Origin of the sequence: Alcanivorax sp. DG881 (assembly GCF_000155615.1) — a bacterium.
Taxonomy (GTDB): Bacteria; Pseudomonadota; Gammaproteobacteria; order Pseudomonadales; family Alcanivoracaceae; genus Alcanivorax.
Window position 1 is genome coordinate 873,584 of record NZ_DS989915.1, and the last position, 11,911, is coordinate 885,494.

At 59.1% G+C, this 11,911-nt stretch carries 11 protein-coding genes; 1 reads left to right on the plus strand and 10 read right to left on the minus strand.

All coding sequences use genetic code 11. From position 1 onward, the window contains the following. Window positions 1-6: 6 nt before the first annotated feature. Entirely contained in the window at window positions 7-402 is a 396-nt protein-coding gene (locus ADG881_RS03900) for a hypothetical protein (protein WP_232211682.1), read from the minus strand. After that, entirely contained in the window at window positions 368-628 is a 261-nt protein-coding gene (locus ADG881_RS03905) for a succinate dehydrogenase assembly factor 2 (RefSeq protein ID WP_007148457.1), read from the minus strand. The genes ADG881_RS03900 and ADG881_RS03905 overlap by 35 nt, the downstream gene beginning before the upstream one ends. Before the next feature lie 152 nt (window positions 629-780). On the opposite strand from ADG881_RS03905, the gene ADG881_RS03910 reads away from it, so the two are divergent. Further along, window positions 781-1,728 (plus strand): folate-binding protein YgfZ, encoded by a 948-nt coding sequence (locus ADG881_RS03910; protein ID WP_007151593.1) that lies wholly within the window; start codon window positions 781-783, stop codon window positions 1,726-1,728. A 212-nt stretch (window positions 1,729-1,940) separates the two neighbouring features. Here the strand turns inward: ADG881_RS03910 and ADG881_RS03915 are convergent, their stop codons facing one another. The 8 genes from ADG881_RS03915 to recJ form a co-directional block, all read right to left on the minus strand. Next, the gene (locus tag ADG881_RS03915) at window positions 1,941-3,434 is read right to left on the minus strand and encodes a cytochrome-c peroxidase (RefSeq protein WP_039926090.1); all 1,494 of its coding nucleotides are present in this window, start codon (window positions 3,432-3,434) and stop codon (window positions 1,941-1,943) included. A 243-nt stretch (window positions 3,435-3,677) separates the two neighbouring features. Beyond that, window positions 3,678-4,790, minus strand: a complete 1,113-nt coding sequence (locus ADG881_RS03920) for an enoyl-CoA hydratase/isomerase family protein (protein ID WP_232211683.1) — start codon at window positions 4,788-4,790, stop codon at window positions 3,678-3,680. 171 nt (window positions 4,791-4,961) lie between these two features. Beyond that, window positions 4,962-5,678 carry a uracil-DNA glycosylase gene (gene ung / locus ADG881_RS03925; protein ID WP_007148651.1) on the minus strand — a complete coding sequence of 239 codons (717 nt, stop codon included), beginning with the start codon at window positions 5,676-5,678 and terminating at the stop codon, window positions 4,962-4,964. After that, window positions 5,671-6,342 (minus strand): TetR/AcrR family transcriptional regulator, encoded by a 672-nt coding sequence (locus tag ADG881_RS03930; protein ID WP_039926092.1) that lies wholly within the window; start codon window positions 6,340-6,342, stop codon window positions 5,671-5,673. Before ADG881_RS03930 ends, ung begins: the two co-directional genes overlap by 8 nt. A 101-nt stretch (window positions 6,343-6,443) precedes the next feature. Beyond that, complete coding sequence (gene lysS / locus ADG881_RS03935) at window positions 6,444-7,958, minus strand: lysine--tRNA ligase (RefSeq protein WP_007148769.1); 1,515 nt, start codon at window positions 7,956-7,958, stop codon at window positions 6,444-6,446. Window positions 7,959-8,012: 54 nt separating this feature from the next. Then, window positions 8,013-9,129 (minus strand): peptide chain release factor 2 gene (prfB, locus tag ADG881_RS03940; RefSeq protein WP_155135802.1). Its coding sequence is split into 2 segments (ribosomal slippage): window positions 8,013-9,056 and window positions 9,058-9,129, totalling 1,116 coding nucleotides; the frame shifts between segments, so codons are not numbered across the junction. 412 nt (window positions 9,130-9,541) lie between these two features. Beyond that, a complete protein-coding gene (locus ADG881_RS03945; protein WP_007148998.1) occupies window positions 9,542-9,826 on the minus strand; it encodes a hypothetical protein in 285 nt (94 codons plus the stop codon). A 333-nt stretch (window positions 9,827-10,159) separates the two neighbouring features. Continuing rightward, complete coding sequence (gene recJ, locus ADG881_RS03950) at window positions 10,160-11,878, minus strand: single-stranded-DNA-specific exonuclease RecJ (protein WP_007149534.1); 1,719 nt, start codon at window positions 11,876-11,878, stop codon at window positions 10,160-10,162. Between the last annotated feature and the right edge of the window lie 33 nt (window positions 11,879-11,911).

Sequence of the window (11,911 nt, forward strand, 5' to 3'; positions counted from 1 at the left end):
TAACTATTAATTGCTCTTCCTGTTGGTCCACAGCCACTGATAAAACGGCTGCAACTCTGCCACCGACGCCTGATCCGCAAACACATGCAGCCAGCCCTTTGGCGTTTGCATGGCCAGCCAGGGGCCATGGCGAATGACCCTCAGGGGCTGCTCCATCACTTGGGTATGCTCCCCCATTACCGTCAACGTCTGCGCGTGCAATTCCAGCGCCTCCGGCTGTGGCAGGCGCCAGCCCAACAGCATCACCGGCAATACACCAAGCAACACCAGCATGGCCCAGCCAGGCAAGGACGACAGCATAATGGCCGGCCACACCACCAACATCGCCAGCCAGCGCAGGCGCGCCGGATAGCGGGAAGCGCCGAGCTTAACCTTTCTTCGTGGAGACCAGGCCGAGGACATGACGCACATACTCGTTTAACAACGGGTCCGCAGGCTCACTGCGATAGGTAAACCACTCGAACATGTCGGCGTCTTCACAGGCAAGCAAGGTGGCGAACTGGGCCTGGCGCTCGGCCGGCTCCGCGTCAAAATGGTCATCCAGATAGCCGTACAGCACTACCTCCACTTCGGAGGCGCCCCGGCGACACTGCCAGCGATATTTGCGTTTCAGGTCTTCATTACTCATTTCTGCACTATCCTGATCAGAAACTCCGGCGTCTTGCGCCAATTACCAACCATGGCTTTCAGGCTGTGCGCGCATTATCTATCATGCCTGATGATTTCTCGACTCTTCGGCGTCACACGCCAAGACACACATGCCCAAACGACAGGAGCACCATGAGCTGGTCCCAGTTTATCGCCGCCCAACCCCTCGCTGACCATGCCGAGGCAAGCACCGCACCGGCATTAAGCCATTGCGATCACCTGGCCGTCATCCGCGCCTACGGCGAGGAAGCGGGCCATTACCTGCAAGGGCAGCTTTCCTGTGACCTCCATGAAGTGGACAACGGAGGCCACCTCACCGGCATGCACCTGAGTCTGAAAGGCCGTGGGCTGGTGAGCGTACGCATCGTGCAAGACGGTGATGACTACCTGATGCTCTGCCCCGCCGGGCAAAGCGAGGCGGTGATCAAGTCACTGATGAAGTACCGTCTGCGCGCCAAGGTGGAATTTCAGGTCGACGAGCAAGCGGTGCTAATGGGACTGAGCGGCGCCTTGCCTGCCACCTCACCCGAACCCGGCCAGAGCGGACGTAACGGACAGGGCCTCTGGTTGCGCTACCCCAATACGGATCACGCCCTGCTGATCACTGACACCGAACAGGCCGAATCCGTCTGGACCGTGCTTGCCCTGGATCGTGCCGCCACCAATGCCAACGGCTGGCGTCAAGCCGACATCGACGCGGGCGAAGGCATGGTCTATCCCGGCGCAGAAGACCTGTTTCTGCCCCAGGTGCTTAATTACGACGTCACCGCCGGAGTGAATTTCAAGAAAGGCTGCTACACCGGCCAGGAAGTCGTCGCGCGCATGCACTTCAAGGGCAAACTCAAGCAGCGCATGCAGCGCATTGACTACGCCGCCGAGGTGGACCTGGCACCCGGCGAGACTCTTCGCAACAGCGACGGCAAGGCTGCCGGTGAAGTAGTCAGCAGCGCCCGCAATCATGCCGGGCACAGCGCACTGGTGGTACTGCGCCGCGACACCGACGGCGTACTGTTCAAGGACGAGCAACCGCTAGACAGCCAGCTCGGCACCCTGCCCTATGCATTGCCCTGGAAAGATTAAAAGTTCGGTTAACTATTAATAAGCAATAGTTAACCCGCATCGTTATTATCGTCCAACGCAAGAGGCCGCGCTCTGGCATTAAGCGCGGCCTCTTGCGTTATAAAGCGGTGAACTCTGCGAAAACAGAGACCGGCAATCCATAAGGAGAGCGCTGGCGGCGCGATGATGGCAGCATTCGCCACAACACATCGCACCACACGCGACACTCAGCCCTAGAGTGACGACTGGGCTTGCAGCCGCAATCCGTCCGGGTCGGCGATGGTGTTATCCGGGATCCATTTTGCCATGCAGTTACGATCTTTCAGACAAGGGTCGGTGAGCGTCCCCAGGAACGCCAGCAACTGATCCACCTGCTCATCACTCAACACTGTGTCCGGCAGTTGTGACTTACCTGCCAGTCGCAGGCTGGCCAACTGGTCCAGCGCCTTCTGGGTATTGGCTGTCATATTGCTCACCTGCACGGCCGGATCAAGCTGACTGAAGTCAAAGTTGTCGATGGCCTGCTGCGGATTCAGGTGATGGCGTATAACGGCTTCCAGCGAGGTATAACCACCAGCATGCCCCCAGGGACCGGTTTCGGTCACGTTGATCAGGTGCGGCGTGCGGAAAGCATATTTGTCGTCAGCATCACCGGTTTCCCGGAAACGGCCAAAATCTTCACTGCCATCCGGACCATCTCCCTTGCCACGACCCACCTGGGGCATGGCCACTACATGAAACTGCTCATCGGTGAGGAAGTCGCCACTGTGGCAGCCCGCACAACCGGCTCCGCCTTTCTCGACGGACTTATAGAACAGCAGGGCCCCGCGCTTGGCCCGGTCACTAATCGCCAGCCGATCCCCTTCCAGATAGGCTTTCCAGGGTGTGCTGATCAGCACTTGGGAATTCTGGTAAGCAGCAAGCGCCTCGGCAATATTACTGTAGGTGATAAGGGTGTCCGCATTCGCCGTCGGTTGCTCGAATCCCTCACGGAACTCATCCAACCAATTGTTGGTCACCAGCGTCAGTGCCGCATCAGTACCGCGCAGTCGCTGCTCAAGATGGCTGCGCAGGTCCGCATTGCTGTTGCCCGCCTCAAAAACAAAGCCGCGCATTTCCTCCGGAGAGGTCACCGGGAAACGAGCCTGGGCCACGGACAGGTTGGCACCGGCATCCGGGTCAGCCACACCGAAAGGAGAGTCCGGGGTACGGATACCGCCACCGGCACCGTTCAGGCCCGGGGTCTTGTCCAGGCTTTCCACCCGGCCATCGTGAAACAACACATCATCGTAGAACACGATATTGAAGGTAGAAGGAGCATTGCGAGGCACCGTCGGGCCACCATCGTAGTGGTGGCCAGTGTTCAGATGCAGACGACCCGGCCCCAGAAGATCCGGCTGAACCGCTTCCACACCAATAGACAGGGAAAGATCATCACCACCACCCAGCATCGGGTGGTGGCAAGAAACACAGGCGGAATCCAGATCACCGCCCAGCCCCTTGCTGAAGAAAAGCTGCATGCCCAGCTGCGCCTTGGGCGACGCAATATCCGGAATACTCCGCCCCGTACTGGGATCACCGCTAATACCCTGCTGCTGTGCCAACGTTGCCACCCTTTCATTCAGCGTTGGTTGCATACGCGGTTTGTCATTACCCTCGCCGCCACACCCCCCCAGCAGCAACAGGCCCGCCAGCACCCCACTGACCGTCCATGGACTCTGTGTCATCCCCTTTACCCCATAAATGTGATTTATTGCATATTTTGGCGAGCCATTCTCACCAGCTCCACACAATAAACAAGGCTTTTAAGGGAAATTCATACCAATGAGGGATCGGGAATTCAGGTGATCGTGAATAGCGCGCGGGTTGGTCGTGGCAATAAACGCAAGAGGCCGCGCCAATGTTTAGGCGCGGCCTCTTTGCTTTACGAACCATGAAATCCGGCTCGCGTCGTTCTCAATTATCCATTATCAACTATCAATGGCCGCCAGCGGATGCTTCGGCGCCGGGCAGCGGAAGAACCCTTCGATGTAGTCTTTCGGCACCGACGCCACATCACGGTGACGGAAACCGGGCTTGCCGTCCTTGTCGATCAGCAAGGCCCGCACCCCTTCGCGGAAGTCACCGTGCAGGGAACATTGCACAGCCAGGCACCACTCCATGCGGAACACTTCAGCCAAATCGTAATAGGTAGAGCGGTCCAGCTGCTCCCACACCAGGTGGGCGGTTTGCGGGCAACCGCGCTCCAGGTTGCCCAGTGCCTTGTCCAGCCAGCGGTCGCGCTCTTTGACGTTCAGCAGCTGCTCGGTAACCACCGCGATGCTTTCGCCATCACACAAACGGTTGATCAACGGCAGATGGTCGATCAACGGATGAGGCAGATCACTCATGTCCGCCGCCTGCTGCTTGAACAAGCGGTAGATCACCGCGCGGTTTTCGGCTTCATCATCCGCGAAATCCTGCTCGGCCAGTGCATCCAGCAGGCTGTCGGCATCGGCGTCCACCATGCGGTCCGCCATGCCAATTTCTACGGCTTCGCGACCGTTGATGTGCACCCCGGTGAGGCCGAGGAACAACCCCACCCGGCCGGGCAGACGATTCAGGAACCAGCTGCCACCCACATCCGGGAACAGGCCGATGGTGATTTCCGGCATGGCCATGCGCGAGCGCGGCGTCACCAGGCGGAAGTCGGCACCCTGCAACAGGCCCATACCGCCGCCCATGACAATACCGTCGCCAAAGACGATCACCGGAATAGCGCTGGTATGCAGCCGGTAATCCAGCACATATTCCGCTGCGAAATATTCTTCGGTAAACGGATTACGCCCTTCGCCCGCGTGTTTCACCATGGACTTGTGCATCTGCACGATATCGCCGCCCGCGCAGAGCGCCTTGCCGCCCGCGCCATCCAGCCAGATCGCCACCACATCAGAACGTTGCTCCCAGGCATCCAGCTTCTCGCTCAGCAACTGGATCATCTCCAGGCTTAGCGCGTTCAGGGATTTGGGGGCATTCAGGGTGGCACGGGCGATCACACGCCCGCAGCGGGTTTCGATTTCGGAAAACAACACGCAGTCAGACACGACAACTCCATAAAGCAGTGAATAGTTAATAATTAACAGTTAATCATTTGCGCGGGCCACCCCATCTATTCAGCAACGTCTGAAGCCGCGTTCATGCTATAGGCGCGGCCCCTGGGCTTGAAGAGACCGAGGCGACCAACCGCGCAGCTATTAACTATTCATTATTAATCGTTAATTTTCAGGCACCGACCAATCGATGGCCGTTTTGCCCTGCTGCAGCAAATATTGGTTGGCACGGGAGAAATGGCCGCAGCCAAGGAAGCCCCGATAGGCGGATAACGGCGAAGGATGCGGAGCAGAGAGCACACAATGCTTGTCGCGGTCGATCAGACGTCCCTTCTTCTGAGCATGGCTGCCCCAAAGCAGAAACACTAACCCTTCACGCTCACGATTCAAGTGTTCGATGGCTTCATCGGTAAACCTCTCCCACCCCTGTTTCTGGTGCGAAGCGGCTTGCCCAGCCTCGACAGTAAGCACCGCATTGAGCAACAGCACGCCCTGCTCAGCCCAATGGGTCAGGTTGCCATGGGAAGGGATCTCGAAACCCAGATCCCGGTGAATTTCCTTGTAGATATTCACCAGTGACGGCGGTGTTTTTACGCCGTGCTGAACGGAAAAGCACAGGCCATGGGCCTGGTTCGGCCCGTGATAAGGGTCCTGCCCCAGAATCACGACCTTTACCTGCTCAAAGGGCGTCAGGTTAAAGGCGTTGAAAATATCCGGCCCCGGCGGAAAAACCGTTTTCCCCGCTCGCTTCTGCTCCGCCAGGAAGGCACGCAGTTGCGCCATGTAATCCTGCTCGAATTCGCCCGCCAGATGCCGTTTCCAGCCCGGCTCTAACGGCACGATCTTGCTGCCAGACGTGTTCGCGGCATCCACATCAACCATGGAGAGGAACGACTTTATCCAACATGTTGTACATGCGCTTCTCGACAAACTCCTGGGAGATTTTTTCCGGGTGCACCAGCAAGCGCTGCTCGATAGTCAGGAAGGTCGCAAATATCAGCTCTGCGTCCAGCTTTGGCTCCTTGCAGCCGAAGAGTTCGCAGGCCATGGTCAGCGTCTCCACATGCTGGCGCAGGTACATGTCCGCCAGTTCACGCAGCCGGGCATCCAGAATCGCTTCCTGAATAAACGCCTGTTCGGCCACCACATGGTCACGACGATTCTGCAGTTCATCCACGATGAAGGCGGCCATCATTTGCGCCAGCATCTTCACCAGTCGATCCCGCTCTTGCGGGTTGTCCAGGCTATCGCGGGAAAACTGTGACATCAGCCCGAACGCCTGTTCCTTGAACGGTTCGATCACTTCCTTCATGGCCCGCTCAGCGAACAGCGTGAAGGTGTCTGCGATCAGGTCGGAGATATCCTTGAAATAATAGGTGGTCGCCGACAGCGGCACTTCCGCTTCACGGGCTACCGCACGGTGTCGAACGGCACGAATACCCTCGCGCACGATAATGCTCAGTGAGGCCTCAAGAATTGCCTGTCGGCGCTGCTCGCTACCGGTGCGGCGCGCTTTTCTTCCCTGGTACTGAATTGCACTTGTCATGGACACAGCCAGCCTTTGTTGTCAGCCCTGAATTTGTGTGTCGCTCTCCCGACCTCAAACCCGCAAACGGCGGGCGCAACACGCGCCCGAAAAAACCGCCATTACCGCCCCTGGGGGCGCATATGCGGGAATAGAATCACGTCACGAATCGACGGAGCATCCGTGAACAACATTACCAGACGATCGATGCCGATGCCCTCTCCGGCCGTCGGCGGCAGCCCGTGCTCCAACGCGACCACGTAATCTTCGTCGTAGAACATGGCTTCGTCGTCACCCGCGGCTTTCTCTTCCACCTGCTGGCGGAAACGCTCGGCCTGATCTTCAGCGTCGTTCAGCTCGGAGAAACCGTTGGCGATTTCACGGCCACCCACAAAGAACTCAAACCGCTCTGTCACGAAGGGGTTATCGTCCATGCGGCGCGCCAACGGCGACACCTCGGTGGGGTATTCGGTAATGAAGGTGGGATCTTTCAGGCGGTGTTCCACCGTCTTCTCGAAGATCTCGATCTGCACCTTGCCCAACCCGTAACCATCCTTGAGCGGAATACCCAGCCCGGTGGCGATTTCACGGGCGCCGTCCGGGTCCGCCAGCTTGGCGGCATCCATATCCGGATTAAAATGCAAAATGGAATCGAATACCGTCATCCGGGTAAACGGTTTACCAAAATCGTACACATCTCCCTGATAGGCCACATCCGTGGTGCCCAGTACCGTCTCGGCCAGGGTACGCAGCATGTCCTCGGTCAGGTTCATCAGGTCATGGTAATCACCGTATGCCTGATAGAACTCCAGCATGGTGAATTCCGGATTATGCCGGGTGGAGAGGCCTTCATTACGGAAGTTACGGTTGATCTCGAACACCTTCTCGAAGCCGCCTACCACCAGCCGCTTCAGGTACAGTTCCGGCGCAATGCGCAGGTACATGTCCAGGTCCAGGCTGTTGTGATGGGTGATGAAGGGGCGCGCGGTGGCGCCGCCGGGGATCACCTGCAGCATCGGGGTTTCGGCTTCCACAAAGTCTTTCTGCACCAGGAAGTTACGGATACCGGCCACGATCTTGGCGCGAATCTGGAACGCCTTGCGCGTATCTTCATTGACGATCAGGTCCACATAACGCTGGCGGTATTTGGCCTCGGTGTCGGTCAGGCCCTTGTGCTTCTCGGGCAACGGACGCAGTGACTTGGTGAGCAGCAGGTACTCATCCATCATCACATACAAATCGCCTTTGCCGGATTTACACAGCGTGCCGCGCACCCCGATGATATCGCCCAGATCCCAGCTCTTGGTCTCTTTGCGCACATCGCGGGTTTCATCCTTGGGCGCAAAAATTTGGATGCGCCCAGACATGTCCTGCAGCACTTTGAAGGCTTTGCGGTCCAGCATCATGCGGCCGGCCACTGCCACCTGAATATTCTTCTCTTCCAGCTCTTCCTTGGTGAACTCGCCATACTGCGCCTGCAAGTCGGCGGCCAGGGAATCCCGGCGGAAATGATTGGGGAACGGATTGCCACCCTCGCGCAGCTCGGCCAGCTTGGCGCGACGTTCTGCGATCAGACGGTTTTCGGCAGCAGCCTGTTGAGAGGCGTCGGCATTCGGTGTGGTTTCGTCTTGGCTCATAGCGTTAGGCTTCCGGTAAAGCGCCCGATGCCAGCAATCTGGCATCCAGCATCATCACAATCCCGCTTTCAGGGAGGCTTCGATAAACTGATCCAGCGCGCCGTCCAATACCTGCTGGGTATTGTGGCTCTCTACGCCGGTGCGCAGATCCTTGATGCGGCCATCATCCAGTACATAGGAGCGGATCTGGCTGCCCCAGCCAATATCCGATTTGTTGCTTTCCTGGACCTGTTTTTCCGCGTTGCGGCGCTGCATTTCCACTTCGTAGACCTTGGCCTGCATCATCTTCAAGGCCTGATCCTTGTTCTGGTGCTGGCTACGCCCGCTCTGACACTGGGTCACCAGGGTGTGCTTTTCGCCACCCTCATCAGTGTATTCATAGGTCAGGCGCACCGCCGAATCAGTCCGGTTAACGTGCTGACCACCGGCACCAGAGGCCCGGTAGGTATCCACCCGCATGCTGCCCACGTCGATATCCACATCGATATCGTCATCCACTTCCGGGGACACGAACACCGAACTGAACGAGGTATGGCGGCGGCCGCCGGAATCGAACGGGCTCTTGCGCACCAACCGGTGCACACCGGTTTCGGTACGCAGCCAACCGTAGGCGTACTCGCCTTCGAAACGGATGGTGGCAGACTTGATGCCGGCCACATCGCCGGCGGAGGCTTCCACCAGCTCGGTCTTGAAACCATGGGCCTCGCCCCAGCGCAGGTACATGCGCAGCATCATCTCGCCCCAGTCCTGGGCCTCGGTGCCACCGGAACCGGCCTGGATATCCAGATAGGCACTGCAGGCATCCATCTGCCCGGAGAACATGCGCCGGAATTCCAGATCCGCCACCATTTTTTCCAGATCCCGCAGGTCGCTTTCCACTTCCGTGAGGGTGTCTTCGTCCCCCTCTTCCACCACCAGATCCAACAGGGCGGAGGTGTCTTCCACTCCCTGGGAGGCATCGTTGATGGTGTTCACGACCATTTCCAGCTGGGCGCGTTCCTTGCCCAGGGCCCGGGCATAGTCCGGATCGTTCCAGACATCCGGGTTTTCAAGCTCGCGCTCGACTTCGGTCAGACGTTCACTCTTCTGATCGTAGTCAAAGATACCCCCTAAGCGCTTCGACACGCTCAGACAGGTCGGAAAGGTGGGTTCGCAGCGGATTGACTTCCATTACGTCTCTCTAGAATAAGTGCTTGGCAGAATTGATACGCGGAAAACAGCGCAGTCTAACGGTTTGCGGGTTAGCTGACGAGGGTCAGACCATCCCCGGGCCCTAGGGGCATCGACCCGCACGTTTATAACGAAGCCGCTTGTAGGAGTTCCTCTTGAGGGACGAACCACGCGTCAGCGTGGAAATCGTCCGCAGAGTCTGCCCCGGATTCGGTTCGGAGCAGCAGAGCAACCGGGATCTCCAGAATGATCAGGTGACACCCGCATCGCCTGTTTCCTCGCCAAGGCTCGGATTCGTCCCTCAAGAGGAGTTATTCGCTTCGCTCACCCTTCGGGCCGCACGGAAATACCTGCGTTACTCCGCTACGCTTCGTTTCTACAGCGGCTTTGTCGAGGCCCCGGACACACCTACGTCAGTCTCTCAACTCGTAAACGTGGTGAGCCTCGCCCTTCATGTTATCAATGGTGGTGCCGATATAGCTGGCATTGTTGGGAATGCCCGAGCCAGTGGTGAACACCTTGAAGGTGCGCACTTCTTTCGGAGTGTCGATCACGGTATCCGCGTCCACTTCCACCCACATGAAAATCACCGCTTCCTGGGGGATGTAATCCACCCGCAGTACCTTGCCTTCTTCGGGCAGGCGTAGCTCCTGCACTTCGTTGACCACCTTCAGGCGGTGCTTGTGTATGGTCTTCATTTGAGTCCCCTCCGTTAAGGACACAACACGGCGGTGGACGATAGCCACCCCGCGCAGTCAATGCCGGCACGGCCTTTTGGGCCGTACCCTGGTAAAACAGGCGCCCGATGGTGAGCGCGAGGCGCAATGCTAGCAAAAACCGGGGCCGCCGACAGCATTGTCGACAATTTTGCAGGAGTCGATGGGGGGGGAACATAAAGCGGTTTCGATTCGAGGCCCAATGTTGGATTACGCCTTTCAGGCTAATTCAACCTACATAGTCACGGGGGCTGGCGGGTTATGTAGGTCGAATTAGGCGTAGCCGTAATCCGACACCCCACCGGATCCAACCCACTAAAGCGGAATCAAATGCTCGAACAGCAGCTGGGGATTGCGCTGGCCACGGAATTCGTTGACCTCCAGGCGATACACCCCGCGCACCTTGTTGATACGGCTGGGCAGCGCGTCCACCGCCACATTGAAATGAATGGCATCAATCACCCCGCTGACGCCCGGCAGGCCCAGCGTCAGCTTCAGGTGGCGTTCGCCGACGATACGATGCTTGAGCACCTCGAATTCGCCATCGAAACTGGGCGCCGGGAACCCCTGCCCCCAGGGAAAACGGTGGCTGAGTAATTCGGCATTCGTCAGCGACAGCTCGTGGTCTTCCAACTCGCCGTCCGTTTCCACAATGCGCTCCAGCGCTTTCGGAGACAGCAGCTCACCCACCGCTTTTTCAAAGGCCGCCTTGAAGGCGTCCAGCTTTTCCAGCTCCAGCGACAGCCCCGCCGCCATGGCGTGGCCACCGAATTTACTCAGCAGCCCGGGGTTGGCCGTGGCCACCGCATCCAGCGCATCACGCAGGTGCAAACCGGGTATCGAACGGCCCGAGCCTTTCAATTGGCCACGCTGCTGGGCCGGGGCAAAGGCAATCACCGGCCGGTGAATCGCTTCCTTTACTCGCGAGGCAAGAATCCCTACCACCCCTTCGTGCCATTCCTTCCCATACAGACACAGGCCTGCGGGCAGGTTGTCCGCATCCAGCCGGGCCACCTCCTCCATGGCCGCATCGCGCATGCCGTGCTCGATGGAGCGACGCTCCCGGTTGATGGTGTCCAGGTCCTGGGCCATCTCGGTGGCTTCGGCATCGGTTTCCGCCAACAAACAAGCGATGCCCTGGGTCATGTCAGTGAGCCGCCCCGCCGCATTCAGCCTTGGGCCCACAGCAAAGCCCATGTCCGCTGCCAATACCCGGTTCGGGTCCCGGCCTGCCACTTGCAGCAGCGCACGAATCCCCGGGCAGCCCTTGCCGGCACGAATCCGCCGCAGGCCCTGCTCCACCAGCACCCGGTTGGCATCGTCCAGCACCACCACATCGGCCACCGTGCCCAGCGCCACCAGGTCCAGCAGATCGGTAATCGGCGCGCTGGCAGCAACGCCCTGCTCGCGCAACGCCCGCTGCAGGTCCATCAACAAATAAAACGCCACCCCGACCCCGGCCAGGTTGGTGGCGGGGAAATCCTCACAACCGGGCAGGCGCGGGTTCACCAGCGCATCCGCTTCCGGCAGGGTATCGCCGGGCAGGTGATGGTCGGTAATCAGCACTCGCATGCCTTGCGCTCGCGCAGCGGCCACCCCATCCACACTGGCGATACCATTATCCACGGTGATGATCAGGTCTGGGTCATACAGTTCTTTGGCCAGATCGACGATGGCCGGCGACAGGCCATAGCCGTATTCAAACCGGTCCGGCACCAGGAAATCCGGGCGCGGGTAGCCCAGCCGCTCCAGGCCCCGCACCATCAGCGTGGTGGCCGTGGCACCGTCCGCGTCGTAGTCACCCACAATGCAGATGCGCCAATGGTCAGTTCGCCCTTGTAAAAGCAACGCCACAGCCCCACGCAAACCAATGAACTGCTCAGGATGCGGCAGACGTTTCAGGCCCAGGTCCAGCAGTGCCGGATCGGTCACCCCCCGCCCGGCCAGAATCCGCGCCAGCATGGGCGGCACATCGGGCCAGTCCGGCGTGTGCTGCGGCCGGCGGGTGATCTTGGGCAAGCTGGGTTTGTCCATGGGCATGACAGTGCTCGGTGACCTGGTGGCGCG